This window comes from Saccharopolyspora elongata (assembly GCF_004348985.1).
In the GTDB taxonomy this organism is placed as follows: Bacteria; Actinomycetota; Actinomycetes; order Mycobacteriales; family Pseudonocardiaceae; genus Saccharopolyspora; species Saccharopolyspora elongata.
Genome location: NZ_SMKW01000045.1, coordinates 47,139 through 74,111, shown reverse-complemented (window position 1 = coordinate 74,111; position 26,973 = coordinate 47,139). Strand labels below are relative to the sequence as shown.

Here is a 26,973-nt window from a genome sequence, read left to right as displayed (position 1 = left end):
ACCCAAGAAGACCTCGACGCCATCGCCCACGAACTCAACACCCGCCCCCGCCAGACCCTCGGCTGGATGACACCATCACACGCACTAGCCCAAGCGCTTGGTGTTGCACCCACCCCCTGAAAACACACGCGAAACCGGCGTTCGCTGTGCCTGGGGGGTGACGTTTTCGCGCGAAACCGGCGTTTGCCGTGCCTGGTGGTGACGTTTTCGCGCGAAACCGGCGTTGTTCGGACCCCGGCGAGCCCGGTCCCTGCTAGGGCGTCGGGTCCGGGAGGTCGGCGCGGGCGCGGTCCCGCACGGTCGACACGATCGGCGAGCGATCGAAAGCGCGGCCGACCTGGATCAACCAGCGCGCCTCGGTGTGCAGGTCGGCGGCCACGCCCCGGTACGGCGCGGTGGCCTCGCCCGGTTCGGTGCGGTGCCGGTGGCCCGCGACGTGCGCGTCCAGCGCGGCCGCCAGGCCGGCCGCCTCCACCACCTGGTGGGTCGCCCGCTCGTCGAGCCCGGCCTCCTCGGCGGCCCGGCGGGCCCAGTCGCCCGCCTCGGGGTGGACGAAGGACCGCAGCACCAGCTGCGCGTCCCGGATTTCCACCACCCGCCGGTACAGCGCGAACTGCGCGTTCGAGGCGACCGCGCCTGCGGGCAGGGTGATCTGCGGCAGCTCGTCGGCCAGCCGCCGCCACAGCGGATGCAGCTTCCGGGCCTGGAACTTGGCGCGGCACCAGGTGATCGGCATCGCCACCCGTGGGCCCCAGACCGGCATCGTCGCCCCGACGGCCACCAGCGCCACGCAGGCCCCGGCGCACGCGCCGCCCAGCGGGTCCAGCACGCCCGGGTCATGCCCGGTCACCGCCCACACCGCGGCGGCGATCTTGGTCAGCGCCCAGCCCGCGGAAGCCACGCAACCGGCCTGGATCGTGCGCAGCCCGGCGCGCAACCAGCGACGGCTGCTCTGGGCGATGTAGTGGCGCAGGAACCACCCGAACACCGAGGTGGCCCACCCGATGTAGAGCGCGAACACGGTGACGTAGGCGGCCACCGCCGGGCGGTCGGCGAACGCGGACAGGAACTCGGGGTGGAACGGGATGCCGGCGGCGATCATCAACGCCGTCATGGTGGCCGCGGCGACGGCGGCCACGAGGCCCTGGACGCGCATCACCCGCCGCGCCCGTGCGCCGTCGTGCACCAGGTGGGTAAGCAGCCCGTGGACGCACACGCCGGCGACCATGGCCAGGATGTTGGCCACCAGCCGGCCGAGGTTCGGCATCGGTTCCCAGGCGGACACCCAGAGCAGCGACGCCGGGGCCACCAGGGCCGCCGACAGGCCGACGAAGCCGATCGCGCCGCACAGGTAGACCACGCTCGGCGTCAACGAGCGCCGGGACTGCACGAGCTTCGTGACCGCCGCCAGCACGGCAACGATCCCCGCGCCTTGCAGAATGATGCTGATCATCGGAGTTTCTCGGGCCCTCGGCGGCGTGCGCTGTCGAACGTCGCCTGGATCTGGCGGAGCGTGCGGCCGCTCTTCGCGTCGAGCTTGCGCACGCCGCGGATCGGCGCGGGCACGCGGCCCGCGCGGTACAGGTACAGGCTCGCCACCAGCTCAGCTTCCTGCTCGGTGGTGGCGTCGAACGCGGAGCGGCCCAGCACGCTCTCGACCAGCTCCCGCGGCAGGTCCGGCACCAGCGCGGCCACCATCGGCGAGTCGGCGAGCCTGGTGTCCGAGTGCCCGCACACCAGGTGGCCGACCTCGTGCAGGATGATGTGCTCCTCGTGCAGCGGGGTGCTGGTCACGTAGCCGATCACGTCCCGGTCGGTGAGCGAGACGAGCGCCCCGCAGGGACTGTCGAAGTCCACGGTGGACACCTGGCGGAGCTCGATCGGCCGGCCGCGGGCCTCGGCCAGCTCGGCGATGAACGTCTGCAGGTCCCACGGCGCGGGCAGCGGCAGCGCGGCGGCCAGCTCCTGGCACCGCGCCGTCAGATCGCGATGGTCGGATCGTGTCACGTCCCGATCGTGGCTCACCGGTAGCACCAGCCGTGCGCAGCGGAACGATGTCGGATCCGAGTTGTGACCGCGCTCATGACTCATCGCGACCAGTGGTGCTGTTGGAGCGGCGCAGGTCTTCCACCACGCCCCGGATCCGGTCGGCCTGGGCGGCGGTCAGTCCACGCAGGCTCACGGACTCCACGCCTTCTTCTTTCAGGGCGCGCAGTTCCACCAGGGTGGCCAGCTGCGCCCGGATCTTCTCGCCGTGCTCGCTGTTGTCGAACGTGTCCAATGGCACTCGGAAGAATGCGGCCAGCGCTTTCAGGTGTTGCCAGCCGGGATTGGGCGATTCGCCGGAAAGGATCTTGTAGAGCTGCGATACCGACATTCCCGTCGCCGTAGCGATCGTCTTGACGTCGTACGGTCTTCCCGTTTCGGGGCTGGGGAAGGATTCCCGCAGCCACGCCAGCCGTTCGGCCAGGGCGGCCCCTGGGTCAGCCATCGCACTCACTCCGAGATCACAGCACGCGTGCCCACCACGTCGTTGACGATTTCTCACATTCTAGACTACCGTCTGATCGGATTACACGATCGTGGAATTCCGGGGGGTCCGGAACCTGGGGGTGTGCCAGGCGGCGCACGGGTCGCGCGTCGACCCGTGCCCTGCCTGGCACCAGGGGCCGAACCGGCGGCCGGGCCCGGTCGCCGGGTGTTCGCGAGGAAGCGCAGCGCCTCGTCGAGGTGCAGATCTGCGGCGCCCGGCCGCCCGGTGTGGGTCGACAGCCTCACCGGAATCCGTTCGACTCCGATAGCTGCGGCTTCCTGAGCGCCGGACTGACCGTTCCGAGCTGATTGGGTGCCATGTGCAGCTAGATGATCATGAGTTCTCTGGCGGGCTGTAGAGGCTGTTCGGGAAGTGTTCTGCGCGACGGTTTCGCGAGAAAACGGCGTTCGCCACGCCTGCCGGGCGCCGGTTTCGCGCGAAACCGTCGCCCCGCGCCCGGCTGAGCCACTTCGAAGCGGCTGGTGATCCTGGGGCGAGCCAGCGCGGGCGAGGCGTGCTCGCGCACCGCCTCATCTCGACCCGGCTGGCCGGTCGCTCGCCGTGGCGTCCTGAAGTGTTTTCCCGAAGGCGCCCGTCGGCTGGGCGTACTGCTGATCGCTACGCCGTCGCGACTTGGCGGGTCGGCGCGGTTGTGGTGGTGGGGAGCGGTCGTTCGCAGAGCAGGAGGATTCCTGCCACGACCACGACCACTCCCGTGGCCGCGTGGATGCCGAAGGCCGTCGCCGGTGTGCCGCCGTGGGTGAGGACCGCGATCGTGTCGCCGAACGGGATGATCGCGTCCACAAGGCCCGCCTGGACCTGCTGATCGACCAGTTCGCCTAGAGCCCTTCTGCCGGATCGCGGTCGGTCTTGCCGAAGCCCGGTGGTCGCCCGCCGACCGGCGGTAGCCTCGCCCCTTATGAGTTGGCTCCCCGACGGCTTCGTTCACCCCGTCCACGTGCCCGTGCCCGGCACCGCGTTTCACCTGCGGCCCATCCGGGAGGCGGACGCCGTGCGCGATTACCCCGCCGTGATGGGCTCCCGGGAGAGGTTGTGGGAGATCTTCGGGCCGGCCTGGTCTTGGCCCAGGGAGACGATGACCTATGAGGAGAATCGCGCCGACTTGCTACGGCACGAGAAGGAGATAGACGCGCACCAGTCGTTCAACTACGCGCTGCTGGACGAGGGCGAGACGGCACTTTTCGGTTGCGTCTACATCGACCCGCCCGAGCGCGCCGGCTCCGACGGCGAGGTGGCCTGGTGGGTGGTGGACGACCTCGTCGGCGGCGAGGCGGAGCGCGCGTTCGACGCGCTGGTCCCGCAGTGGATCGCCGCCGACTGGCCCTTCCAGCAGCCCCGCTATCTGGGCCGTGACATCACCTGGCAGGACTGGCTCGCGCTGCCGCGCGCCTCCTGACGCGTCCGGATCGCGCAGTCGGTCGCCGCGAACCCCGCCATCGTTCACGCGCGGTTGGACATACTGGGCCGGTGCGAGTTCTGATCACCGGTGGTGCACCACGCCGGTGCCGGAACCACGGGTGCCGCAGTCCGCGCCGGTGTCCCATCGACCGGCGTCCCGGTGTTCGCCGACCAGCCGTTGTGGTCGGCCCGGCTGGCGTCCCTGGAGGTCGGCCCGGCGCCGGTGCCCATGCGGCGGCTGACGGCCAACCGGCTCGCCGACGCGATGCGGCAGTCGCTCGCCGCGCCCCGCTACGCCGTGAACGCGTCCCGGCTCGCCGAGACCGTCCGTGCCGAGGACGGGGCGGAACCGGTGCTCGCGGCCCTGGAATCGATCCGATGAGTGCCGAGGAGTTCGACTTGACGACGGAACTGCACGCCGCCGCGCGGCGGCTGGCACAGGCTTTCCTGGCGGACGCAGGGGAGGCGGCGACCACCTGGTTGCGCATCACGCCCGGCGTCACCGAGACCACCTATCCCGTCGGCTCGGCGCATTTCCGCCTCGGCAACGATTTCCACGAGGCCCAGTCGGAGCTGGTCGATCTGCTGCGATCCGAGGCGAGCCCGTTCGTCGTGGAACTCGCGGTGCGCGAGTCGGGGAGCTTCGACCTCACCTGCACCGCGGACCTGGATTCGGCTACCCGCGTCGTGCTCGTACCTGGATTCCTTCACCGCGGCTGGACACCTGGTCCGGGACGGTCGAGTAGCACCGAGGGGTTTTCCGATTTTGCCTAAAATTGGGAGCTTCGGGCGTGGGCCGGTGGGTTCCGATTTTGCCTAAAATTGGGAAGTTCTGCGCCTGAAGCTCACGTCTTGGAGGAGAGATGACCGTTCTGATCGCTCAGATCAGCGATCTGCACCTGGACGGCAGCCAGTGGGCGACGCAACGCGCCACCCGCGTGATGGACCACCTTCGGGCCTTACCCCGTCCGGTGGATGCGCTGCTGGTGACCGGGGACATCGCCGATCACGGCGAGGAGGCCGAATACGAGGAGGCGGCGCGGATTCTCGCCGCTCCGTTCCCGGTGCTCATGTGCCCGGGCAACCACGACGCGCGCCCGGAGTATCGGAAGGCCCTGCTTGGCGGGGATTCCGGCGGCGAGCCCGTCAACCAGGTCCACCACGTCGCCGGGACCGCGATCCTGATGTGCGACTCCACGATCCCGGGCCGCGACGAGGGGCGGCTCGACGCGCAGACGCTCGACTGGATCGGCGCCACACTCGACGAACTGCCGCCGGATGTCCGGGCGTTGATCGCGTTCCACCACCCGCCGGTCGGGCTCCACCACCCGTTCATCGACGGAATCCTGCTGGAACAGTCCGAAGAACTGGCGGCCGTGCTCGAAGCGCGCCCGCAGGTCGCCGCCGTGCTGACCGGGCATGCCCACACCGCGGCCGCCTCGACCTTCGCCGGGCGGCCGCTGCTCGTGGGACCGGCGGTGAACTGGAACCTGCGCATGGCTTGGGAAGGCGACCGCCCGGACGATCGCGATGTGCCGCCCGGTATCGCATTCCACGTGCTGGCCGACGATGGGCGCCTGACCACCCACTTCCGCGTCGTGCCCTGACCGCGGCGATGGCCAACGGCTAGTAATACCGGATCGCAGTATCCACTGTGGATTCTGAGTGGGGTGCGGCCGGACGGCGCCTGGGGGAGGGGGCGGTGCGCCGCCCGGCCGCGTCGGCTCGATGCCTCGGGGTCGGGGAAGGTGGCATCGAGCCTGGCCTGAGGGTCAGAGGCGTTGCAGGGCTTCCAGAACCCGGTGGTGGAGCTCGAACGACGGGGGCTCGTGGATCGGCACCGTGTCCAGTGTGGAATGTTCGGTCGGCTCCCGGGGTTCTCGCAGGTGGTGCCTGCCGGTCGGGGTGGCGTTCCGCTTCGCTTCGGCTTCCACGTGGTCGATCAACTGCCAGACGTTCGTAGCGCCTTCGCCCGCTCCCGCGTGCTGGGGCAGGCGCCGGCGGTAGACGTACATCAGGGACATGCCGAGCAGCATCGAGCCCAGGCAGGACAGGGCGGTCCAGAACGGGTTCATCGCGCGATTCCTTTCCCAAGCAGGTGAGCGACTTCTTCCAGGGCTGCGGCTTTCGCGCTCAAGGCCCGACACCGGCGAGCCGCCGAGCCTCGCGGTTGCACTCGGGGCAGGTGTCCCAGAACCAGGCCAGCTCGCTGTTATCGGCGGAAAGATGCTGAAGGCACAGCGTCAGCACCTGCGTCCCGGTCGGATACGAGCAGCCACAAGGCCTTTCGTCCAAGCTCGCATGCCGCTGCCCAGCAGCAGGCACCCAATGAAACGGATACATCCACGACCCCCATCGCTTGATTTACCGCACTTACCGGGAAGAGTTTGCCGGTGGTAAATCTGCTGATCAACTACCCGATCGGGGGTTGTTTGTGCACGTCAAAGGCATAGGGTGGTTTTCATGGTCGGAAAATCCGAACACACCCCGAAGTCCCGAGCACTCGGCGTCGAACTCCGCGAGTGCCGACTGGCAGCCGGGCTCACGCAGAAGGAACTCGCGGCGCAGATCGGCGTCAGCTACGTGTCGGTGTCTCGCTATGAATCCGGCACGCGATCACCGAAACCCGAAGACGTGGCCCAGATCTTGGCGACGCTCGGAGTGAAGGGTGAGAGGTACGCAGAGCTGGTCGACATGGCTCGTGGAGTCGATCAGCCGAACTGGCTGGAGACGGGGAAGAACGGGCTTCGCCGCGAGCTCACGACGATCATCGAGTTCGAGCGCACCGCCACCGGCATCGTCGATGTTGCCACCGGGGTAATTCCTGGTTTGCTGCAGACGTCGGACTACGCACGAGCCATCATGGGCGAGGTGCCTGGCCAAGATCTCGAAGCACGCATAGCGATGCGAGTAGGTCGGCGGGATGTGCTGTTCCGGTCGGGCTCGCCGGACTTGACGGCCATCATCTCGGAGTCCGCACTACGAGACCGGCTGGGTGGCGTCGCGGTCATGGCGGACCAGCTGCGGCATCTTCTCAAGATGGGCGAGCTGCCAAGCGTCACGATCATGGTTCTGCCTGCGGTTTCGGAACGTTGGCATGCGGCTCTAGCAGGTTCGTTCATCGTGTACGAGTTCCCGAAGAGCGCCCCGATCGTTCACCTGGAGCACTTCGCTTCGGGCGTCTTCATACATACAAAGGAAGTAGCAGCGTACCAGGACGCCGTGGTTACCCTTCGACAGATGGCAATGGATCCAGCGAGTTCGATAGAGCTGATTGCGCGCATTGCCGAAGAACTGGAGGAGGTACAAGCATGAGCACAACCCCCACGGACTGGCGGAAGTCTCGCCGCAGTACCAACACCGACAACTGCGTCGAGGTGGGCCGTATAGAAGGAAGTTGGCGCAAGTCCTCGCGGTCTCAGCAGGTAAGTTCGTGCGTCGAGGTCGCGCCGACCGCTGTTGGTGCGGCGGTTCGGGACTCGAAGGACCGGGATGCCGGGTACTTCACCACGACCGGCCAGCAGTGGCGGTTATTCGTCACCGCCATCAAGGCCGGGCGGTTCGAGCGCTGAGCGCACTGGGCCCGTGCGTACTTTTTGTCGCTATGGCAACCAAAAGTACGCACGGGCCCTGACCAGCTGAAACGGCTACTTGCCGAAGCCCGCCTTGCGGAGGGCGTCGGCCATCGATCCGGACGGGGCGTCGTTGCGCTGACCGCGACCGCCGCGACCCTGACCGCCCCGGCCCTGACCGCCTTGACCACCGCGTCCCTGGCCGCCCTGACCACGACCGCCGCCATTGCGGCCGCCGCCGCCCTGGCCGCGTCCGCCGCCCTGGCCCCGGCCGGAGTCGCGGTCCTGGCGCCCGCCTGCGCCCGGCTCGTCGTCCAGGCGCAGCGTCAGCGAGATCCGCTTGCGCGGGATGTCCACGTCCAGGACCTTCACGCGCACGATGTCGCCCGACTTCACCACGTCGCGCGGGTCGTTGACGAAGTTCTTCGACATCGCCGAGACGTGAACCAGGCCGTCCTGGTGCACGCCCACGTCCACGAACGCGCCGAACGCCGCCACGTTCGTGACCACGCCCTCCAACGTCATGCCCGGCTTCAGGTCGGCGATCTTCTCGACGCCGTCCGCGAACGTCGCCGTCTTGAACTCCGGCCGCGGGTCGCGGCCCGGCTTGTCCAGCTCGGCGAGGATGTCCGTGACCGTCGGCAGGCCGAAGCTGTCGTCCACGAAGTCCTGCGGACGCAACGACTTCAACACCTTCGCGTTGCCGATCAGCCCGGTGATCTCACCGCCGGTGCTGCCCAGGATCCGGTGCACCACCGGGTAGGCCTCCGGGTGCACCGCCGAGGAGTCGAGCGGGTCGTCGCCGTCCGGGATCCGCAGGAAGCCCGCGCACTGCTCGAACGCCTTCGGGCCCAGCCGCGCCACGTCCTTGAGCGCCTTGCGGGTCCGGAACGGGCCGTTGCTGTCGCGGTGGTGGACGATGTTGTCCGCCAGCCCCTCGCTGATGCCCGACACGCGGGTCAGCAGCGGCGCCGACGCCGTGTTCACGTCCACGCCGACCGCGTTCACGCAGTCCTCGACCACCGCGTCCAGCGAACGCGACAGCTTCGTCTCCGAGATGTCGTGCTGGTACTGGCCGACGCCGATCGACTTCGGGTCGATCTTCACCAGCTCCGCCAGCGGGTCCTGCAGGCGCCGGGCGATCGACACCGCGCCGCGCAGCGACACGTCCAGCTCCGGCAGCTCCCGCGACGCGTAGGCCGACGCCGAGTACACCGACGCGCCCGCCTCCGAGACCGAGATCTTGGTGAGCTTCAGGTCCGGGTTCTGGCTGATCAGGTCGCCCGCCAGCTTGTCCGTCTCGCGCGACGCCGTGCCGTTGCCGATCGCGATCAGGTCCACGTTGTGCGCCTTGGCCAGCGTCGCCAGCTTCGCCAGCGCCTGGTCCCACTGCCGCTGCGGCTGGTGCGGGTAGATCGTGTCGGTCGCGACGACCTTGCCGGTGCCGTCGACGATCGCGACCTTCACGCCGGTCCGAAAGCCCGGGTCCAGGCCCATCGTGGCACGCGAACCGGCCGGCGCGGCCAGCAGCAGGTCTCGCAGGTTCGCCGCGAACACCCGGACCGCCTCGTCCTCAGCGTTCTGTCGCAGCCTCAGCCGCAGGTCCACGCTCAGCCGCGTCAAGATGCGGGTGCGCCACGCCCAGCGGACCACATCGGACAACCACTTGTCGGCCGGGCGGCCCTGCGCGGCGATGCCGAACTGCTGCGCGATCCGCAGCTCGTAGTCGGTCGGGCCCACCTGCTCCGCGCCGTCGTCGGGCTCCAGCGCCAGCTCCAGGGCCTCCTCGTTCTCGCCGCGGAACAGCGCCAGGATGCGGTGCGACGGCAGGTCCGCGAAGCCCTCGGAGAACTCGAAGTAGTCGGCGAACTTCGCGCCGTCCTCCTCCTTGCCCTCGCGGACTTTGGAGACCATCCGGCCGCGCGTCCACACCTGCTCGCGCAGCTCGCCGATCAGGTCGGCGTCCTCGGAGAACCGCTCGACCAGGATCGAGCGCGCGCCGTCCAGCGCGGCCTGGGCGTCGGCGACGCCCTTCTCGGCGTCCACGAACCCGGCCGCGGTCTCCTGCGGGTCGTTGCTCGGGTCCGACAGCAGCCGGTCCGCCAACGGCTCCAGGCCCGCCTCGATGGCGATCTGGGCCTTCGTGCGGCGCTTGGGCTTGTACGGCAGGTAGATGTCCTCCAGCCGCGCCTTCGAGTCCGCCGCGTTGACCTGAGCTTCCAGCTCGTCGGTCAGCTTGCCCTGCGAGCGGATCGATTCCAGCACCGTCGTGCGCCGCTCTTCGAGCTCGCGCAGGTAGCGCAACCGCTCTTCGAGCGTGCGCAGCTGGGCGTCGTCGAGGGCGCCGGTCGCTTCCTTTCGGTAGCGCGCGATGAACGGCACAGTCGCCCCGCCGTCGAGCAAGTCGACGGCAGACTGCACCTGGCGCTCGCGGACGCCGAGCTCCTCGGCGATCTTCTGATGAACAGTCGTCACGATGCTGATTCCGCCTTCTCTGCGATCTTCGCCAGATCCGACCGAGCATTCTGCCGGACACCGCCCGCGCGCAACGTCGGCACTCACATCGGCGTGTCGGAACGTCGCCCACCGAGACCGCGCGATCACCCGGGGTGCGCGTCTGGGTGACGGTGGCGTTTTCGCGCGAAACCGGCGCCTCGCCTCAGGGGAAACGCCGGTTTCGCGCGAAAACGCCGTCCTCCGGCGCCGGGACCTACCGCGAGGCGGACACCCGGCGCGCCCGCCACCTGCGGATCGCGCGCACGAGCTGGCGGGTCAGGTTGGTGAGCACCAGCGCGAGGCCCGCCCACGGCAGCACCAGCAGAGCGAGCCGGAGCACGCCGACCGCTGCCGCAGCCAGGTCGCCCGCCCGCACCGAGGCGCCCACGCCGTTCCACTGGAGCACCAGCGCTTGCCACACGGTGGGCAGCACGTGCGGCGCGAGGAGCAGGAAGGCGATGATCCAGTACGCCATGAACGGGATCACCAGCACGACCCACACCGTGATCACCCGGCGGACCCACGGCTTGAGCTCCTGCACGCGGGGATGCGGGCGGCGGCCCGGGAGCAGGCTGCGCAGGACCGGCCCCATCCGGTCGAACAGGTCGGGCACGCCAACCAGATCGCTCAGGATGTAGTAACCGTCGAAGCGGACCGACGGCAGGAGCTGCCAGAAGGTGGTCGCCTGCCACGCCAGGAACGCGGCCAGCAGCCACGCCGAACCGGTCGGCGCGTAGGCGGCGATCATGACGAGCATCGCGATCACGTTGAAGTAGATGCCGCCGAGATCCGTGCGCAGCCGGCCGCCGCGGCTGAGCCGGTAGGAATCGGTGACCGTGCTGTACATCGCCGGCCACACCAGGTAGATGCCCACGCCCATCGCGCCCGGCCGCGCGCCGCCGTAGCGGCAGGCGGCGACATGACCGCACTCGTGGAACATCCCGGACACGATCAGCACGCCCAGCACCAGCAGCATCTGCTCCGGCCGGTTGAGCAGCTCCTTCGCGCCCGCGACGACCTGTTCGGCGCCGCCGTTGACGGCCAGCCGGACATCGGCGAAGACGAAGGCCGCGAGGACGGCGATCACCACCGGCGGCCAGAACAGCGGCTGGAAGATCCGGGCGATGACCGCCACGGTGCGCTCCGGCACCAGTGCGACGCGGAACTTCAGCGCCAGCAACCGATCCCGCCCCTTCGGGATCTTCTCCGGCGGCGCGCCGGATTCCGAAACGGCCACGATCCCGGCGGGCCGCAACCGGTTCTCGACGAGGAAGAACACCTGCCCGGCGGTGATGGCGCGCTCCGATTCACCGCTGAGTCGCGCGGCGAGTTCCGCGAAGCTGCGGCGCCCGTCGAGCCCCGCCGCCGCCAGGTACAGCAGGTGCGAGAGCTGGAGGACCTGCCCGTCGCGGCGGCGCACCAGGTACGGCGCCTCGCGGTGGCCGGAGCCCTGGTAGCGGCCGATCAGCTCAGTGCCCGCCACGAGCGCGGGCACCGGCAGGTGCGCTACGTCCTCGTCCGCCGGGGGCGACCCGGCCTGGTGCGGGGCGGCCATCGCGACTCCTGATCTGGTCCGAACGTGGCCGACGGGCGCGACATCCTCGCTGGTGGGGGAGGTCGCGCCCGCCGGTGGTGGTGCTGTCTGACGATCCGCGGCGTCAGCCCACGTTGCCGCCGCCGTCGCCGCCGATGCCGGGTCCGCCGATGCCGTTGCCGCCGATGCCGTTGCCGCCATCGCCGCCGTCGCCGCCGTCACCGCCGGTGCCGCCGTCGCCACCACTGCCGCCGTTGCCGCCACCTTGGCCGCCGCCGTTGCCGCCGCCTTGTCCGCCGGTGCCGCCGGTGATGTCACCGGTGGTGATGACGTCGGCGTCGCCGTTCACGGTGTGGGTGTGCGCGGGCGGGTAGTACGGGGCCAGGACGTCGGTGCCGCTCCAAGGGAGCCAGAACGTCGACATGACCGTGCGCGCCGGCAGGAACTCGACACGCTGGTCGTCCAGTTCGGCAGCGCTCAGCGACCGAGAGGTCTGTGGCATCTGGTGCTCCTTCACAATTCGAGGGGATTCACAGGGGAAAACCGGAGTTCGGCCGCCCCGCTGGAGCGCCGCTGCGGCACGATCCCGGCGCACGGGCCAGAACCTAGAAGCACCGGACGCCCGCTGCACTTTGATTCACTCCCACGGGGTGCATCTCGTCGGGACGGGCGGTGATCTGATCCGCCGCAGTCGGTTCGGGGCGTTCATCAGGAGTTCCGGCGAGCCGCCTCATCGGTGCCGATGCGGCCGCCTGCCCCGCCGGTGCCGCCGACTCCGCCGGTGCCCGCGATGGCGTTGAGGCCGCCCTGGCCCTGCAGCCCGGCCGTGCTGCCCATGCCGCTGCCGTCGCCGCCATCGCCACCGCTGCCGCCGTCGCCGCCGGGGCCCTCAAGGACGTGGACCGCAGACCGGCCACCGTTCTCGGACATGATCTTGCCGACGTTGGCGGCCCCGCCGCTGCCGCCGATTCCGCCGGCCCCGCCGTCGCCTTCCACGTCGACGCCCGCGCGGGAGCTGGTGGCGCTCGGCTGGCCGTCGCCGCCCTTGCCGCCGTTGCCGCCCCGGCCGCCCTTGCCGCCCTGCACGGTGATGTCGTCGTCACCGGTGCTGACGACCGTGCCGGTCGGGCCGTTGCCGACGCCGCCGGGGCCGTTGGCGGCGAGGCGGCCACCGCCGCCGGTGCCGCCGACACCGCCGTTGCCGCTCCGGGTGGCCGCGGTGCCGGGCCCGCCGCGGCCGCCCGTGCCGCCGTCGCCGTTGTTCCCGCCGGTGATGGTGATCGTGTTGTTGCCCTCGCCGGGATAGATGCGGCCGAGGTTGCCGGTGCCGCCCTGGCCGCCGTTGCCGCCCTCTCCACCGCGTGCGTCGGCCGGGTTGGCGCTGCCTGGGCCGCCGTTGCCGCCCTCCCCGCCGTTTCCACCGGTGCCGCCGGTAATGGTGACCGTGTCGTCGCCCTGCCCGGCGTTGATCAGGCCGGTTTCCGCCACGGCAGGACCGCCGATGCCGCCGGGACCACCCTTGCCCGCGCTGCCTCCGGCTCGGGCGCTGCTCCTGGCGTCGGTGCCGTTCAGGCCGACGGAACCCCCGGTGCCGCCGCCGGGCTGACCGCCGTTGGTGCCGTCGATGTCCCGGTCGCTGCGGGCCCCGCTGAGGTAGCCGTTGCCGCCCTTGCCGCCGTTGCCGCCGCTGCGGCCGGTGATGATGATCGTGTCGTCGCCACCGCCGGCGTTGATGGTGCCCGCCAGCGCGCCGGTGAGCACGATCCGGTCGTTGCCCTCGGTGCCGTCGACCGTCATCCCGGCCGGGATTCCCCGACTGCAGAAGATGTTCACCCCGGAACCGTTGTCGGCCCGGGTGCAGGAGGGGGCGGCGGCGTCGGCCGGCTGGACCGCGATGAGGCTGAACGCCGCGGCGAGCACGGCGGCGCCGGGCAGCGGCCATCGCGTTCCGGGGTTGTGGCCGCCGCCGAAGGCGCTCGGCACCTCGGCGGGAACGGCCCGACGTGGACGGTTACTCATCGACGCAACTCCTAACCAAGTGTGATCATGGCTGGGCCAAACGGTGGCAGAGTTCGAGGCGAAAGAACTACTGACTCGCTGAATTCGAAAGGGTGATTTCGAGTTGCGGGGGACCCGCTCGCATGCCGTCGCCGTTCGGCGCGCCGCGAATCTGATCTTGGTGCGGGGGCGGTGATCTTCTCGTCGTGCGGAATGCGAACTATTTCGTTCTGGTGAGTTTGCCTTATCGGATTTCGTCCGACGTGATCGGTCGTCGGGTATTACGCGACGCGGTGTTTTTTGTGAGTTGATTTTTGCCGGAGAAAGGCAAACGGGAGTGCGACAGCGCTGTTTGAAGAAAAGGATCTCGACCCGATTACATTTGATATTGCCTGGAGGTCGTGGACTCCGTTTATGCAGGTGGTGTGTATGTTTATGGATATTGGTCGGGGTTTTACGGCATGGTCGCCCGGGCTGGCGGAGGTTTTCGGGCTGCGCGGCATTGCGACTGCCCCTACCCTCCGTGCTGATGCCGACTAATCTGGGCATTGGAACGGGGATCTGGGGGTTTGGACCTTGTTCGGGCATCGATCTCCACTGGATTCCGAGCCCAATTTTTCCGGACCGAGGAGGATCAGGTGTTCGACAAGGATGAACTGTTGAGCTCGGAGGAGCTCGGCGAGCAGCGCGTGGAGTTCCTGCCCGCACGCACGGTCATGTCCGCGTTCGCGCCCACCGGCGGCCCCGTCGTGATCAACGGCGGCGACGGCGGCGACGGCGGCGGTACCGGTGGCGGTACCGGCGGCGGCGACGGCGGCGATGGTGGCGACGGCGCGGCCGACGTCGGGCACGCCGGCATCGGTGGCCCGGGTGGTCACGGCGGCAACGGCTTCGGCGGCGACGGCTGGGGCGGTGGCGGCATCGGCGGCATGGGTGGCGGCAACGTGTGGTGGTGATCCACCCCCGGCTGCATCGGCGGGCCCGCGTAGTTCTCGCGGGTCCGCCGCTTGCCGTCTGATCCCGTGCGGTGATCAAGTTCCGCGGCCGGGGCTTGAGTACGGTACGCGGATGGCTAAGTCGCGGACGCCGGGCGGCGCGTCGATGGACAGCGAGCAGACCGCGCGCTCCCTGGAACGGGCGGCGCTGGAACTGCTGGCCCGGGACGGCGTGCTCAAGGGTCTCAACTTGCGCGAGGTCGCCGATCACGCCGGCGTGAACCGGGCGCTGGTGTACCACTACTTCGGCTCGCGGCGCGATCTGCTGCGCGCGGCGCTGCGGCACAACGTGCGGCAGCGGATCATGAGCGCGCGGGTGCAGGACGAGCCGATGGGCTTCGGCGACCGGATGAAGCACGTGCTGCGCGGCTGCATCCGGTACGTGTCGATGTACCGGCTGGTCGCGCTGCTGGTGCTGGACGGCGACTCGACGCTGCGGTTGATGCCCGACCTGCCGCGCACGCAGCAGCGGTTGAAGCAGGACCAGGCCGAGGGTGCGCTGGATTCGGAGATCGATCCGGTGGCGCTGCACGCGATGCTGGTTTCGCTGTCGCTCGGGTATGCGATGTCGCGCACGCAGCTGGCCAAGGAGTTCGGCATCGGCGTGCGCGAACTGGACGAGCGGATGCTCGCGGTCGCCGAACGGCTGGGGCCGCAGGCGCCCGAGAAGCCCTGAATTACCTGTTCAGAATGTCCGAGTAGATCGGGAAAGAGCTTGCTGCTGAGGGAAAATCCGTCTTCATAGGATTGACGAAACGTTAAACACGCGCTTTCCTCTGTGGGTCGGTGCGGCCTCGCCGTTGAGGCCGCCGCCGCGAGGAGGCGAGTCCATTGGCGGTTCCCCAGACCACCGAGTTGGCCGGCAGCGGCACGCGCCAGACGCAGCCCGGGAGCGTGCGGGCCTGGCTGGTCGTGGCGATGGTCGTCACCCTGATGGTGATCAACTTCGGCGACAAGGCGGTGCTCGGGCTCGCGGCCGGGCCGATCATGCGGGAGCTCGGGCTCAGCGCCGCCGAGTACGGCGCCGTGGCCAGCAGCTTCTACCTGCTGTTCAGCCTGTCCGCGGTGCTGGTCGGCTTCCTGTCGAACCGGGTCAAGACGACCTGGATCCTGGGCATCCTGGCGGTGCTGTGGTCGCTGACCTCGGTGCCGCTGCTGCTCGCGGCCAGCGTCTCCACCCTGTACCTGAGCCGGATCGCGCTCGGCGCGGCCGAAGGGCCGACCGCGCCGATGGTCGTGCACGCCGTGCAGAAGTGGTTCCCGGAGGACCGCCGGTCGGTGCCCACGGCGCTGACGCAGATGGGCGGCGCGCTGGGCCTGGTCATCGCGTCGCCGACGCTGGTCTACCTGATCACCAACCACGGCTGGCGGGCGGCGTTCGTCGCGTTGGCGCTGGCCGGTGTGGTGTGGGTGGTGCTGTGGGCGTTCATCGGCCGCGAAGGCCCGCTGACCACCTATGACGCCGGGCAGCACGGTGTCGTGCAGGCGGGCGGCGAGCTGGAGGTGCCGTACCGGAAGCTGTTCTTCAACGGCACCTTCGTCGGCGGCCTGCTGGCCGGGGTCGGCGCGTACTGGGCGCTGGCGATGAACACCGCCTGGCTGCCGATGTACCTGGAGAAGGCGCTCGGGTACGAGCCGCACCAGATCGGCGTCGTCGTGGTGATCCCGAACGTGCTGAACGCGCTGGTGATGCTGGTCGTCCCGTGGCTGTCCGGGCGCTGGATGCGCCGCGGTGCCACCGGCCGGGTGGCTCGCGGTGTCGTCGCCGGGCTGGCCGTCACCTTCGCGGGCGGCTGCATGCTGCTCCTGCCGCACACCAGTGGCGTCGCCGCTCTGGTGCTGATGACGCTGGCGTTCGGGTTGCCGAGCGTGGCGTTCCCGCTGGGCTACCTGACCGCCGCGCAGATCGCGCCGGTCCGCAAGCGCGGGGCGGTGATCGCGTCGAAGACGGCGCTGGTGACCCTGGCCGGGGTGTTCGCACCCGCCGTGACCGGCGCGCTCGTCCAGGCGGCCGGTTCGGGCGGGACGGGATTCCAGACCGCGTTCGGCCTGTGCGCCGGGCTGATGATCGTCGGCGGCCTGCTCGCGGTGCTGGTCGTGAACCCCGAGCGCGACGCCCGCCGCCTCGGCCTGCTACCGGCCGCAGCTGACCGCTCGTGAGCGGTTCTGCGCGGCGATCTCGCGCGAAATCGCCAACCGCGCCACCACGTCAAAACGACCTCTGCAGAGCAGGAGGAGGCAGCATGCCGCTGGATTCGTTGTTCTTCCCCAAGGCGATCGGGGTGATCGGGCTGTCCGCCCGGCCCGGTTCGTGGGGGAGCCGGGTGGTGGAGATCCTGCGCTCCGGCGGGTTCGGCGGCGAGCTGTACGCCGTGGAGCCCCGCAACCGCGACGTGGACCTGCCGATCCTCGACGACCTGGCGGAATCCGGGAAGCTGCTGGATGTCCTGGTCGTGGCCGTGCCGGCCGAGGCCGCCATCGAGGTGATCGAGCGAGCGCGGCGCGGTGGCGTCGGAGCCGTCGTGCTGTTCTCGTCCGGATTCGCCGAGGACGGCGCCGACGGCCGGGAGCGGCAGCAGCGGTTGCGCGAGGCGGCCGGGGACATGCCGGTGCTCGGCCCGAACTGCCTCGGCGTGATCAGCAAGCCCGCCTCGGCGAACGTGACGACCACCGCGTACGTGGCGCGGCCCGCGCCGCCGCCCGGCCCGGTGTCACTGGTGTCGCAGAGCGGTGCGGTCGGCTTCGTGCTGGCCAGCCTGCTCGACGCCCGCGGCGTCGGCTTCACCTATTACGCCAGCGTCGGCAACGAAGCCTGCCTGGAGGTCACCGACATCGGCGGCTACCTCGTCGAACGCCCCGACGTGCGGGTGCTCGGGCTGTACGTCGAGCAGATCCGCGACCCGGAGGCGCTGGAGCGGCTCGGCAGGCGGGCGGTCGAACTCGGCAAGCGCATCGTGGTGCTCAAGGCCGGCGCCAGCGAGGCCGGGCAGCGCGCGACGCTCTCGCACACCGCGGCCGTGGCCGGGGACCAGCTGCTGTTCGACGCGCTGTGCCGGGACGCGGGAATCGTGGTGGCCGAGGACGACGAGTCGTTCGCCGACCTCGTAGTCGCGCTGCAACGCGAGGTGTCGCTGCCGCCGCGACCGAACATCGCAGTGCTGTCGATGTCGGGCGGCGCCGGGGCGATCATCGCCGACCGGCTGGCCGCGCTCGGCGCGGAAGTCCGGCCGCTGAGCGGGAAGACCCGGGACCGAATCGAGGAGCTGGAGCTCGCGGGCGTCGCGTCGACCGACAACCCGATCGACCTCGGCGGGCAGTTCTACCGCAGCTCCGACGCGTTCGGGCAGCTGCTCGCGCTGCTCGACGAGGATCCCGAGGTGGACGGCGTCGTCTGCTGCTTCACCTTCGGCGACCTGTTCCCGGAGCTGTACCGGGACCTCGCCGAGAAGATCGCCGCCCTGGACTCGCCGAGCTGGCTGGTGTGGGCGTGCCCGCCGCCGGGCGCGCTGGTCGGCACGCCGCCCGGGGTGGTGTACCCGAGCATCGCGGGGCTGATCCGGGCGCTGCCCGGCGTGATCCGCCCGGCGCAGCTGGACGTCGAGATCGGTGAGCAGGACGTGTCGGCGGCGGTGGAGCTGCTGAAGCCGCACACCGGCGTGGTCACCGAGATCGATGCCCGCGAGGTGCTGCGCGAACTCGGCGTGCGCTACGTGGACACGGCCGTCGCGGGCGAAGACCTGCCGCCCGCCGATCGGTACGTCGTGAAGATCGACTCGCCGGACGCACCGCACCGAGCTCGCCTCGGCCTGGTCAAGCTGGGCGTCGCGGCGTCGGACGTCTCCGGGACTTGCGCGGAACTGCTTGCCAGGGCAGGAGAACTGGGCCTCGCCGGGGCACGCGCGGTGATCCAGCCGCAGCTCGCGCACCAGGGCGAGATCGCCGTCGGGGCGGTGCGCGATCCGCACTACGGGCCCGCGCTGCTGATCGGGCCAGGCGGCTCGCGCGTCGAGGAGGAGGGACTGGCGCGCCAGGTGCTCCGCCTGCCCGCGCGTCCCGGGGCGATCGCACGAGCCCTCGCCGACGCGGCGCCACAACTGTCCACTGTGGAGTTCGCTGCGGTGCTGGCCCGGCTCGGCGAGCTCGTCGTGCGGGTACCGGCGCTCGCCGAACTCGACATCAACCCGCTGCTGCTGACGACGGACGGCGCGCCCGTCGCCGTCGACTCGCTCATCGTCGTATCGGAGGAAGCATGACCGACACCGCCGAACGCAACCCGCTCGAGAAGCGCCGGCCGACCCAGGTCGTCGCCCCGGGGATCTACCAGCTGGGATTGCAGGGCAACAGCTTCATCGTCGAAACCGAGCAGGGGCTGCTGGTGGTCGACACCGGGCCGAGCCCGAAGCTGGTCCCGGACGCGCTCGCCGACCTGCGGCAGCACACCGACGCCCCGATCCGCTGGATCGCCTACAGCCACGGGCACATGGGCTACAACTACGGCGTTGCCGGGTTCCTCGCCGACGCCGAACGCCGCGGCGACCCGCGGCCGACGATCATCGCGCACGAGAACGTGGTCCGCCGCTACCGCCGGTACGCCGAGACGGGCGGGCTGCAGTCCCACCTCAACTCGATGCAGTTCCGCCGCGCCAAGGAGGACTTCCCGGCGGTACCCCCGCAGACGTTCCCGGACCAGACCTACGCCGAGTCGCTGACGCTCGGCACCACCGGCCGCGTGGTGCAGCTGCTCTGGGCGCCGTCGGAGACCGACGACGTGACGGCGGTGTGGCTGCCGCAGGAGCGCATCCTCTACGGCAGCGCGGCGTTGATCGAATCCATCCCGAACGTCGGCACGCCGCTGCGAACCCTCCGCGACCCCGTGCGCTGGGCCGACACCCTCGACCGGTTCGCGGCGCTGAACCCTTCCGTGGTGGTGCCGGAGTGGGGCAAGCCGCGGCGCGAGCAGGTCGGGGAGATGCTCACCGGGACCGCGCGGGCCCTGCGCTGGCTGCGCGCCGAAGTGGTGGCGCGGCTGAACAAGGGCATGGTGGTCGGCGAGATCCTGCACGACCTCGACTACCCGGCGGAGCTGTTCGAGCAGCCGTGGATGGCCGAGACCTACGGGCACCGCGACTACGTGGTCCGGGACATCGTGCGGTCCGAGACCGGCTGGTGGGACTTCAACCCGACCAACTTGCACCCGTCCCGCCCCGACGTCGCCGCGGCAGCCGTCGCGGACGCGATCACGGACCAGGCGGCGGTCCTGGCCCGGGCCCGCGAGCTGCGCGACGCGGGGGAGGTGCAGCAGGCGCTGCACGTGATCGACCTGCTCGCGCTGGCGCCGGGGGACAAGCCGGAGGTCGTCGAGGCCCGCGAGCTGAAGGCGGAGCTGTGCGAGCTGCGGGCGAAGCAAACCTCGAGCTACGTGTCCCGGAGCCTGTACCGGATCTAGCGCGCGGCTGGTCGCGGCGTCGTGAGTGTTTTGGATCGCTCTGGCGGTCCAAAACGCTCACGAACGCTGGTGTCGTGGCGCAAGGCCACCGATAACCCCACCTGGCAACCGCGCCCCGCGGGGTTGTCGACCCGCGGGGCCGGGGCTTGTGAGCTGAGCCGCTAGTCTGCTGCCGCCGAACGCCGCACAGTCACAAATCGTGACGGATCAAGCGGTGGGCGTAGCCCGATGGGGTTAATCCAGGTACTCGCGTACGTACAAACCGCGATGCACGCACACGCTCCGTGCTGGAGTGTGGTGACTCGTGAACCCCGAATCCTCCGACCAACCAAGATCCCCCGAAAACAACGATCACGCCTCCACCCCGAACGAGGCGACTGACCGCGGGTTGCGTTCCGCTGCGCTGCGTGACGACCAGGCCCTGCGCACGGCAGTGGATCGCGTGCGGCCGGCGGCGCACCGCGTCGGCGAGTGGCTCGCTCCGCTGATCCAGCGCGTCCTGCAGTGGCTCGCACCGCTGCTGCAGCGAATTCAGGAAGCACCCGTGGTGCGGCGTCTCCGGGAGAGGGTTGCGCCGCACGTCGACAAGCTCCCCGAGTCCGTGCGGCGGGCGCCGCGGACCCGGTCCATGCAGGTGGGCGCCGCCGTCGCCGCAGTCGGCGTGGTGAGCCTAGTGATCGGCAGCGCGACCTCCGGCCCGACCGAGACCGAGGTCCACGAGGCCGCAGTGGAAGCCCCGATCCAGCAGCAGCAGGCCCAGGCCGCTCCCGAGCAGGCCGCCCAGGCCCCTGCTCCCCAGGCCCAGGACCCGGCTCCCCAGGCCGCGCCCGCCCCGCAGGCGCAGCCGGCTCCGGAGGCCCCGCTGGGCCCGCCGGTCGAGGGCATCGACGTGTCCAACCACAACGGCGACATCGACTGGCGCCAGGTCGCGGCCGACGGCAAGAAGTTCACCTTCGTGCTGGCCACCGACGGCACCAGCTTCACCAACCCGCGCTACAGCGAGCAATACCACGGCGCCAAGGACGCCGGCCTGATCGCGGGCGCCTACCACTTCGCGCGGCCGGGTTCGTCCTCGGCCGAGGTGCAGGCCGAGCGGTTCCTGAACACCGCCGACTACCAGTCCGACGGCAAGACCCTGCCGCCGGTGCTGGACCTGGAAGTGGACCCGAACAGCGGCGGCTGCTACGGCCTGTCCGTGTCCGAAATGCAGCTGTGGACCAAGACCTTCAACGACAAGGTCAAGGAGCGCACCGGCAAGGAGCCGATCATCTACGCCAACCCGTCGTTCTGGCGGCAGTGCATGGGCGGCACCGACACCTTCGCCGGCCACCCGCTGTGGCTGGCCTCCTACGAAGTGGACAGCCCGGCGGTTCCCGGCGGCTTCTCCGACTGGGACTTCTGGCAGTACACCGACAAGGGCAAGGTCGCCGGCATCGGCGGCAGCACGGACCTGAACCAGTACCAGCAGGGCTTCGAGCGGCTCAAGCAGCTGGCCGGCTGACCCCGGCGTTCGCCGGAATTTCGACGGGAGCGGGCCGTCCGCGCAAGCGGGCGGCCCGCTCCTTTTCGTGCGCCCGCCATGACGCAGCGACGCGGCCTCGAGTGAACGGCCTGTTCGTCTCGTCTATTGAGGTGAACGGTCCGTTCGCTCGTCGCTGGTCGTGCGTACCGGTGTTGGGCGTTCGAGGTGAACGGACCGTTTATCTCGTCTATCGGGATGGACAGGCCGTTCGCTTCGGATGGCCGACGACCCGGAGTCCTGTGTGGACGGATGTGCGGCGTCGTGGGACGCATGAGCCCGGCCTCGGGTTGCTGTCGCGATGGGTGATCTTCGTCGTGCCCCGGATGGAGGGGATTCGCCCGAAGCCCGGGCGCCGGACCGATATCCTCGCCGCGATCGATGATCACCTGATCGGAGGCACGGCATGTCACTCTGGGAACAGCGGGTCACCCGGGCTCGGCAGCTGTGGATCAGCGGTGATCACGCCGCCGCCGAGCACGAGTTGCGGGCCGTCCTCGACGACGGCGACTTCGATAGCGCCGTGCACGCGGCGTGCCTGCTCGGCGGTCTGCTCGACGAGCGCGACGACGCCGCCGGTGCCCGCGCGATGTACCAGCGGGCGCTGGACTCCGGGCACCCGATCTACGCCCAGACGGCCGCGATCTCGCTGGGCCTGCTGCTCTTCGACGCCGACGATCTGACCGCCGCCCAGGCGGTCCTGCACTTCTCCGCCGACGGCGCCGACCCGGACGCGGCCGGGCGCGCCAACGCCCTGCTGGCGCAGGTGCTGCACATGCTCGGCGACACCGAGGGCGCCCGCGAGGCCCGCGACCGCGCCCTGACCTGCAACGATCCCGCCGTGGTCGAGCTCGCCCAGGAGCTGGACCTGCCGGGCCCCGGCGAGCGGTCCGCCGACGAATACCTCCAGGTCGCCTACGAGCAGGCGTGCCTGCTGCTGGACCAGGGCCGGGATCACGACGCCGAGCCGATCCTGCTGCGGCTGCTGGACAGCGGGCATCCGAAGTACGGATCGCTGGGCGCGGCGAAGCTGTACGCGCTGCACGTCGACGACTCCGCGACGGCGCGCCGGATGGCCGAGCGGATGATCGCCTACCGCCATCCCGAGCACCTCGGCTGGGGCTACGTGCTGCTCGGTGGCGTGCTGGAGGACCTGGCCGACCTGCCCGGTGCGGCCGACGCGTTCCGGCAGGCCGCCGACGACCCGCGCCCCGACGTGCGGTTGCACGCGCTGATCCACCTGGGGATGGTGCACCGCGAACTCGGCCGGACCGACCAGGCCCGCGAGATCTACCAGCGGGTGATCAACACCCGCCACCCGCGCTACTCGACCGAGGCTCTCGGCGTGCTCGCCGAGTTGCAGCGCGACAGGGGCGACATCGTCGGAGCCGTCGAGACGTTCGGCAAGGTGGCCGATTCCGGGCATCCGGAGAAGTCGCCGTTGGCTGCGTACAACATGGGCGTCCTGCTCTACGAGCACGGTGACCAGGCGGCCGCCGCCGAGGCGTTCCGGAAGGCCGCCGACGCCGCCGACCCGCACGTCGCGCACCAGGCCGAGCTGGCACTGTCCATGATGGACGTGATCGACGCGCAGGAAGCCCCGGAAGGCGGCGACGCCAAGCAACTCGCGCAGCGCGCCCGCGAGGCGGCCGCGGCGGGCGATGTCGCCGCCGCGCGAGCCGCGTACCAGCAGGTCATCGAGATGGACGTGCGCATCTGGTCGGTGATGGCGGCCAACTCGCTCGGCCTGGTGGAGGCGACCGCGGGCGAGCCCGACCGGGCGCGGCGGGCGCTGCGCTGGGCCGCGACCTCCGACGAAGGATCGCTGGCGCAGGACGGCGCGTTCCGCCACGCGCTGCTCGACGAACCGGCCGCGCAGCCGGTGCTGCAAGCGCTGCTGCAGTTCGAGCACGGCGACGGCAGCATGATCGACGGGCTCATCGCCGGCGCGGAGCCGGAGGCCCGCGACCTGGCGGCGGTGATCAGGGCCGAGCACGTGATGACCACCGACGTGCCGGAAGCGGTGGAGATGCTCACCGGGCTGGCCGAATCGCCGAACCGGCTGGTCTGGACGAAGGCCGGTCACCTGCTGGCCCGCTGGCTCGTGCGGGAGCAGCGGCTGGCGGACGGGCTGCGGATGCTGCACCGGGTCGTCGGCGAAGGACATCCCGCGCTGCGGCCGTGGGCGGCGTCCGAGCTCGGCGATCTGCTGCTGGACCAGGGAGATCTCGAAGGCGCCATCGCGGCGTTCGAGACCGCGGCGGCCACCGGGCACCCCATCGTGCTGGGCGAGGTGTTCGGGAAGCTCGCGCTGATGTACCGCACCTGGGACCGGCACGACGAGCTGCTGGACCTCTACCGCCGCACCGCGGCCGGCAGCCACCCCGAGTTCGGTCCGCGGGCGGCGTTCCTGCTCGGTGAGGAACTTGTCGAGGCGGACGACCTGGAGTCGGCGCTGGAGCTGTTCACCAAGGCGGCCGACTCCACCTCCGCCGCCGCGCCGGTCGCGGCCTTCGGCATGCACGCCATCCGGCAGGAACTGGATGCCGCGCGGGCGAGCTTCCTCGCGCTGACCGACGACGAGAAGCCCCACTACACGGCCACGCAGCTGTGCCTGAACCTGGCGCACCGGTACCAGGGCCGGGGCGTCGCCGAGTTCACCGACTGGGCGTTGCGGCTGGTGGTCGAGGCCGGCCACCCGGAACGGGTCCAGCAGGGCTGGCTCTTCCTCGGCGCACTGCGCAACGAGAGGGGCGACATCGACGGAGCGGTCGAGGCGTGGGAGCACGCGGCCCGGAGCACGGACGACGACGAAGCCGCGGTCGCGAAGTGCAGCCTGGCGGATCTGCTGCAGGACCGGGGAGAGCTCGACCGCGCCGATGCGCTGCTGGACGAGGTCGCCGCGGGCGACACCGCCAACACCGTGAACGCCGCCCTGAAGCTGGGCGCCCTCCGCTTCGAGCGGGACGACACCGACGGCGCGATGGAGGCGTTCCGCCGCGCGGAGTCGGTGGGAACCCGCGTCGAAGCCGCCCACGCCACCGCCAGCATCGCTGTTCTGCATTCCCGGCGCGGAGAAATCGAGCGTGCGAGGGAAACGTTCGAGCGCGTGATCGCCTCGGGCGTGCCGGATGTCCAGGCCCAGGCCGCGCTGGACCTGGGCAACCTGCTCCGGGACAGCGGCGACGAAGCGGGCGCGAAGGACGCCTACGAGCGGGCGCTGGAGTTCGGCGATCCCGATGTCACGCCGTACGTGTACCAGCAGATGGGCGTCGAAACCGCCGAGCAGCGGGGATTCCGGCTGATCCAGGACGGCGACGTCGAGGGCGCCCGGGCGGCGATCCGCGAGCACTTCGGCTCGGCGCGCGTCGCCGACTACTGGTGCGCGTCCTGGAGCGACCCGGCAACCGCGGCGTCGATCCTGTCCGGCGCCTTCGGCGACGACCTGCAGACCTGCTCCGAGCTCGGGCTGGACTTCGGCCGGGCGCTGGCGAACAACGACGACCCGGCGGCCCGGGAGTTCTTCCGGATGGTCGCCGACCACGGGCATCCCGCGCTGGTGCCGAACGCCCAGATCGCGCTCGGGGAACTCGCCGAAGGCGAGCGGGAGCACGCGCTGGCGCTGGCCTGGTACCGCCGCGCGAGCTCCGCCGACGAACCGGAGGCCACCGCGAAGGCCGGTGTGCTGCTGGCCCAGCTGCTGACCCGGCTGCACGACCAGGAAGGCGCGAAATCCGCGTGCCGGCACGCGATCGCCGCAGGCTCCGGCATCTGGGCGGTGGACGCGGGCGTGCTGCTCGGCCACCTGCACCTCGCCGCCGGGGAGGTCGCCGAGGCACACGAGATCTGGGACCGGGCCGAGGAAGCCGCCGAAACCCCCGAGCAGTTCGGGACGGTGCTGCACCACCGCATCGAGCAACTCGGCGAAACGACCGACGAGGCGTTAGAACTGCTGCGCCGGGCCGCGGGTTCGACCGATCCGAAAACGGCGATCATCGCGATGGGCCTGCTCGGCGAGCGCGCCGAGGACCCGGCCGAGGCCATCCGCTGGTTCGGCGAAGCCGCGGAACTCGGGGTGCCCGGGCATTCCGACGCCGTGCGCGGGCGGCTCGGCGAACTGCTGCTGTCGCAAGGAGACCGGGACGCGGCGCGAATCCAGTTCGAGCGGGTCAGCCGCAGCGACGAGCCCGACGTCGCGGCGCGCGGCGAGTTCGGGCTGGGCCTGATCCGCTACGAAGCGGACGATTTCGCCGGTGCCGTAGCCGCTTTCGTCAAGACCGCGTCCTGCACCTCCGACGACGACATGGCCGAGGACGCGCTGAACAACGTCCGCGTCGTGCTCGACGGGCAGCGCGCCGCGGGCGATCACCTCGGCGCCGCGAACACCCTGCGCCGGCTCGCCGAAGTGGTGCCCGAATCCCACGTCGCGGAATGGGCCCACGAGACCGGCGTGGAGTTCCTGGAGGCAGCGGACCACGAGGCCGCGCTGATCTACCTGCGGTGCGCGGTGGAGATCGGCGCCCCGGAGCCCGCGCCGGAGGCGGTGCTCGCGCTGGGCGAGGCGCTGCAGCTGCGCGGCGACTCGGCGGGCGCGCGGCAGGCGTACGAGCGAGTGCTCGCCACCGGCGACGAAAACCGCGCAGCGATGGCGAAGTACCGGCTGGTCGAACTGCTCAAGGACGACGACCCGGCCGCCGCCGAGGAACTCATGCGGAGCCACGACGGCGTGCTGGCTCCGGCGATGAAGGCGATGCTCGGCCTCAAGCGGCGCGAGGAGGGCGACACCGCCGGGGCGATCGAGGCGTTCCGCGAAGCGGCGGGCAGCGCCGACGACCGGTTCTCGCCGATGGCCACCTACGCGCTGGCGCAATCCCTGCGCCAGGACGGCGATCTTGACCAGGCCCGGCAGACCTACCTGCGGCTGATCGAGTCCGCGCCGGAGGACCGCTACGCCGGGGAGGCGCTGCTGGAGCTGGCGTCGATGGCCTTCCACATCGAGGACTACGCGGAGGCCCACGACTGGAGTCTCCGGGCGTGGGAATCCGACGACGCGGAGCTGTCCGCGAAGGCGGCGATGAACCTCGGGGTGATCGCCAAGCGCCGCCGCGACATCGCCGCCGCGGCGCCGTGGTTCCAGGCGCTGATCGATCTGGGGCATCCCAACGCCGCGCTCGCCGCCGCTCACCTCGCGGAAATGCACTACTGGCGCGAAGATCACGCCGAGGCGGTCCGGCACTACGAGTACACCCTGGCGAGCACCGAAGACCCGGAACTCATCGCCGAGGCCGCCTACCGGGTCGGCGAGATCCGCTACCGGCGCGGCGAAGTCCAGCAGGCGCGCGAACTCCTGAACCGGGCGGTGCGCACCGAGGACCCGTCCTTCGCCGACCAAGCCACGAAACTACTGACCGAGCTGGGCGCGTAGCGGACTCGTGACTGCTCTGGTCCGCCTTGGTGGACC

The 26,973-nt window shown here is 70.5% G+C and carries 23 protein-coding genes and 1 pseudogene; 14 read left to right on the top strand and 10 right to left on the bottom strand.

What is annotated here, in order from left to right; genetic code table 11:
* Nucleotides 1-120: pseudogene (locus E1288_RS49030) on the top strand (IS30 family transposase); the annotation flags it as partial.
* A gap of 133 nt (nucleotides 121-253) precedes the next feature.
* Here E1288_RS49030 and E1288_RS28920 read toward each other — a convergent pair.
* The 4 genes from E1288_RS28920 to E1288_RS28905 form a co-directional block, all read right to left on the bottom strand.
* Nucleotides 254-1,453, bottom strand: a complete 1,200-nt coding sequence (locus E1288_RS28920; RefSeq protein WP_132490480.1) for an MAB_1171c family putative transporter — start codon at nucleotides 1,451-1,453, stop codon at nucleotides 254-256.
* Complete coding sequence (locus tag E1288_RS28915) at nucleotides 1,450-2,007, bottom strand: M48 family metalloprotease (RefSeq protein ID WP_132490478.1); 558 nt, start codon at nucleotides 2,005-2,007, stop codon at nucleotides 1,450-1,452. The genes E1288_RS28920 and E1288_RS28915 overlap by 4 nt, the downstream gene beginning before the upstream one ends.
* A 73-nt stretch (nucleotides 2,008-2,080) precedes the next feature.
* Complete coding sequence (locus E1288_RS28910; protein ID WP_132490476.1) at nucleotides 2,081-2,491, bottom strand: helix-turn-helix domain-containing protein; 411 nt, start codon at nucleotides 2,489-2,491, stop codon at nucleotides 2,081-2,083.
* A gap of 660 nt (nucleotides 2,492-3,151) precedes the next feature.
* The gene (locus E1288_RS28905) at nucleotides 3,152-3,337 is read right to left on the bottom strand and encodes a DUF4267 domain-containing protein (RefSeq protein WP_207954602.1); all 186 of its coding nucleotides are present in this window, start codon (nucleotides 3,335-3,337) and stop codon (nucleotides 3,152-3,154) included.
* Between the two features lie 115 nt (nucleotides 3,338-3,452).
* Here E1288_RS28905 and E1288_RS28900 point away from each other — a divergent pair, with 115 nt between their 5' ends.
* From E1288_RS28900 to E1288_RS28885, 4 genes are all read left to right on the top strand, one after another.
* Complete coding sequence (locus tag E1288_RS28900) at nucleotides 3,453-3,950, top strand: GNAT family N-acetyltransferase (RefSeq protein ID WP_132490474.1); 498 nt, start codon at nucleotides 3,453-3,455, stop codon at nucleotides 3,948-3,950.
* Between the two features lie 93 nt (nucleotides 3,951-4,043).
* Nucleotides 4,044-4,334: a glycosyltransferase gene (locus E1288_RS28895; RefSeq protein WP_165968295.1), complete on the top strand. Its 291-nt coding sequence runs from the start codon at nucleotides 4,044-4,046 to the stop codon at nucleotides 4,332-4,334.
* On the top strand, nucleotides 4,331-4,726 hold the full coding sequence (locus tag E1288_RS28890; RefSeq protein WP_132490470.1) for a hypothetical protein: 396 nt from the start codon (nucleotides 4,331-4,333) through the stop codon (nucleotides 4,724-4,726). The genes E1288_RS28895 and E1288_RS28890 overlap by 4 nt, the downstream gene beginning before the upstream one ends.
* A gap of 89 nt (nucleotides 4,727-4,815) precedes the next feature.
* The gene (locus E1288_RS28885) at nucleotides 4,816-5,559 is read left to right on the top strand and encodes a metallophosphoesterase (protein ID WP_132490468.1); all 744 of its coding nucleotides are present in this window, start codon (nucleotides 4,816-4,818) and stop codon (nucleotides 5,557-5,559) included.
* A gap of 165 nt (nucleotides 5,560-5,724) precedes the next feature.
* Here E1288_RS28885 and E1288_RS28880 read toward each other — a convergent pair whose 3' ends face one another.
* Complete coding sequence (locus tag E1288_RS28880) at nucleotides 5,725-6,027, bottom strand: hypothetical protein (protein WP_132490466.1); 303 nt, start codon at nucleotides 6,025-6,027, stop codon at nucleotides 5,725-5,727.
* A 58-nt stretch (nucleotides 6,028-6,085) separates the two neighbouring features.
* Nucleotides 6,086-6,295: a zinc finger protein gene (locus tag E1288_RS28875; protein WP_132490464.1), complete on the bottom strand. Its 210-nt coding sequence runs from the start codon at nucleotides 6,293-6,295 to the stop codon at nucleotides 6,086-6,088.
* A 120-nt stretch (nucleotides 6,296-6,415) separates the two neighbouring features.
* Here E1288_RS28875 and E1288_RS28870 point away from each other — a divergent pair, with 120 nt between their 5' ends.
* Together E1288_RS28870 and E1288_RS28865 are read left to right on the top strand one after the other, a co-directional pair.
* Complete coding sequence (locus E1288_RS28870) at nucleotides 6,416-7,267, top strand: helix-turn-helix domain-containing protein (protein WP_132490462.1); 852 nt, start codon at nucleotides 6,416-6,418, stop codon at nucleotides 7,265-7,267.
* Entirely contained in the window at nucleotides 7,264-7,524 is a 261-nt protein-coding gene (locus E1288_RS28865; RefSeq protein ID WP_132490460.1) for a DUF397 domain-containing protein, read from the top strand. The genes E1288_RS28870 and E1288_RS28865 overlap by 4 nt, the downstream gene beginning before the upstream one ends.
* 75 nt (nucleotides 7,525-7,599) lie before the next feature.
* Here the strand turns inward: E1288_RS28865 and E1288_RS28860 are convergent, their stop codons facing one another.
* The 4 genes from E1288_RS28860 to E1288_RS28845 form a co-directional block, all read right to left on the bottom strand.
* Entirely contained in the window at nucleotides 7,600-10,002 is a 2,403-nt protein-coding gene (locus E1288_RS28860; RefSeq protein ID WP_132490496.1) for a Tex family protein, read from the bottom strand.
* 232 nt (nucleotides 10,003-10,234) lie between these two features.
* Nucleotides 10,235-11,575 carry a hypothetical protein gene (locus tag E1288_RS28855; protein WP_132490458.1) on the bottom strand — a complete coding sequence of 447 codons (1,341 nt, stop codon included), beginning with the start codon at nucleotides 11,573-11,575 and terminating at the stop codon, nucleotides 10,235-10,237.
* 103 nt (nucleotides 11,576-11,678) lie between these two features.
* Nucleotides 11,679-12,056: a hypothetical protein gene (locus tag E1288_RS28850; protein ID WP_207954601.1), complete on the bottom strand. Its 378-nt coding sequence runs from the start codon at nucleotides 12,054-12,056 to the stop codon at nucleotides 11,679-11,681.
* A gap of 206 nt (nucleotides 12,057-12,262) precedes the next feature.
* A complete protein-coding gene (locus E1288_RS28845) occupies nucleotides 12,263-13,573 on the bottom strand; it encodes a hypothetical protein (RefSeq protein ID WP_132490456.1) in 1,311 nt (436 codons plus the stop codon).
* 617 nt (nucleotides 13,574-14,190) lie between these two features.
* Here E1288_RS28845 and E1288_RS28840 point away from each other — a divergent pair.
* The 7 genes from E1288_RS28840 to E1288_RS28810 all read left to right on the top strand — a co-directional run bounded on the left by E1288_RS28840 (nucleotide 14,191) and on the right by E1288_RS28810 (nucleotide 26,937).
* Nucleotides 14,191-14,508, top strand: a complete 318-nt coding sequence (locus E1288_RS28840; RefSeq protein WP_207954604.1) for a hypothetical protein — start codon at nucleotides 14,191-14,193, stop codon at nucleotides 14,506-14,508.
* Between the two features lie 112 nt (nucleotides 14,509-14,620).
* Nucleotides 14,621-15,223, top strand: a complete 603-nt coding sequence (locus tag E1288_RS28835) for a TetR/AcrR family transcriptional regulator (RefSeq protein WP_132490454.1) — start codon at nucleotides 14,621-14,623, stop codon at nucleotides 15,221-15,223.
* Between the two features lie 155 nt (nucleotides 15,224-15,378).
* Nucleotides 15,379-16,707, top strand: coding sequence for an MFS transporter (locus tag E1288_RS28830; protein ID WP_132490452.1), 1,329 nt, complete (start codon nucleotides 15,379-15,381; stop codon nucleotides 16,705-16,707).
* Nucleotides 16,708-16,790: 83 nt separating this feature from the next.
* A complete protein-coding gene (locus E1288_RS28825) occupies nucleotides 16,791-18,800 on the top strand; it encodes an acetate--CoA ligase family protein (RefSeq protein ID WP_132490450.1) in 2,010 nt (669 codons plus the stop codon).
* Nucleotides 18,797-19,993, top strand: a complete 1,197-nt coding sequence (locus E1288_RS28820; RefSeq protein ID WP_132490448.1) for an alkyl sulfatase dimerization domain-containing protein — start codon at nucleotides 18,797-18,799, stop codon at nucleotides 19,991-19,993. The genes E1288_RS28825 and E1288_RS28820 overlap by 4 nt, the downstream gene beginning before the upstream one ends.
* A 388-nt stretch (nucleotides 19,994-20,381) precedes the next feature.
* Nucleotides 20,382-21,494: a lysozyme gene (locus tag E1288_RS28815; RefSeq protein WP_235883865.1), complete on the top strand. Its 1,113-nt coding sequence runs from the start codon at nucleotides 20,382-20,384 to the stop codon at nucleotides 21,492-21,494.
* 424 nt (nucleotides 21,495-21,918) lie between these two features.
* The gene (locus tag E1288_RS28810) at nucleotides 21,919-26,937 is read left to right on the top strand and encodes a tetratricopeptide repeat protein (protein ID WP_132490445.1); all 5,019 of its coding nucleotides are present in this window, start codon (nucleotides 21,919-21,921) and stop codon (nucleotides 26,935-26,937) included.
* Nucleotides 26,938-26,973 lie beyond the last annotated feature (36 nt).

Excerpts from the sequence above, each read along its gene's own strand:
- E1288_RS28880 (WP_132490466.1), bottom strand. The coding sequence starts at position 6,027 with ATGAACCCGTTCTGGACCGCCCTGTCCTGCCTGGGCTCGATGCTGCTC.
- E1288_RS28825 (WP_132490450.1), top strand. The coding sequence starts at position 16,791 with ATGCCGCTGGATTCGTTGTTCTTCCCCAAGGCGATCGGGGTGATCGGG.
- E1288_RS28865 (WP_132490460.1), top strand. The coding sequence starts at position 7,264 with ATGAGCACAACCCCCACGGACTGGCGGAAGTCTCGCCGCAGTACCAAC.
- E1288_RS28920 (WP_132490480.1), bottom strand. The coding sequence starts at position 1,453 with ATGATCAGCATCATTCTGCAAGGCGCGGGGATCGTTGCCGTGCTGGCG.
- E1288_RS28850 (WP_207954601.1), bottom strand. The coding sequence starts at position 12,056 with ATGCCACAGACCTCTCGGTCGCTGAGCGCTGCCGAACTGGACGACCAG.
- E1288_RS28890 (WP_132490470.1), top strand. The coding sequence starts at position 4,331 with ATGAGTGCCGAGGAGTTCGACTTGACGACGGAACTGCACGCCGCCGCG.
- E1288_RS28910 (WP_132490476.1), bottom strand. The coding sequence starts at position 2,491 with ATGGCTGACCCAGGGGCCGCCCTGGCCGAACGGCTGGCGTGGCTGCGG.
- E1288_RS28900 (WP_132490474.1), top strand. The coding sequence starts at position 3,453 with ATGAGTTGGCTCCCCGACGGCTTCGTTCACCCCGTCCACGTGCCCGTG.
- E1288_RS28835 (WP_132490454.1), top strand. The coding sequence starts at position 14,621 with ATGGCTAAGTCGCGGACGCCGGGCGGCGCGTCGATGGACAGCGAGCAG.
- E1288_RS28870 (WP_132490462.1), top strand. The coding sequence starts at position 6,416 with ATGGTCGGAAAATCCGAACACACCCCGAAGTCCCGAGCACTCGGCGTC.
- E1288_RS28820 (WP_132490448.1), top strand. The coding sequence starts at position 18,797 with ATGACCGACACCGCCGAACGCAACCCGCTCGAGAAGCGCCGGCCGACC.
- E1288_RS28855 (WP_132490458.1), bottom strand. The coding sequence starts at position 11,575 with ATGGCCGCCCCGCACCAGGCCGGGTCGCCCCCGGCGGACGAGGACGTA.
- E1288_RS28845 (WP_132490456.1), bottom strand. The coding sequence starts at position 13,573 with ATGAGTAACCGTCCACGTCGGGCCGTTCCCGCCGAGGTGCCGAGCGCC.
- E1288_RS28885 (WP_132490468.1), top strand. The coding sequence starts at position 4,816 with ATGACCGTTCTGATCGCTCAGATCAGCGATCTGCACCTGGACGGCAGC.
- E1288_RS28875 (WP_132490464.1), bottom strand. The coding sequence starts at position 6,295 with ATGTATCCGTTTCATTGGGTGCCTGCTGCTGGGCAGCGGCATGCGAGC.
- E1288_RS28810 (WP_132490445.1), top strand. The coding sequence starts at position 21,919 with ATGTCACTCTGGGAACAGCGGGTCACCCGGGCTCGGCAGCTGTGGATC.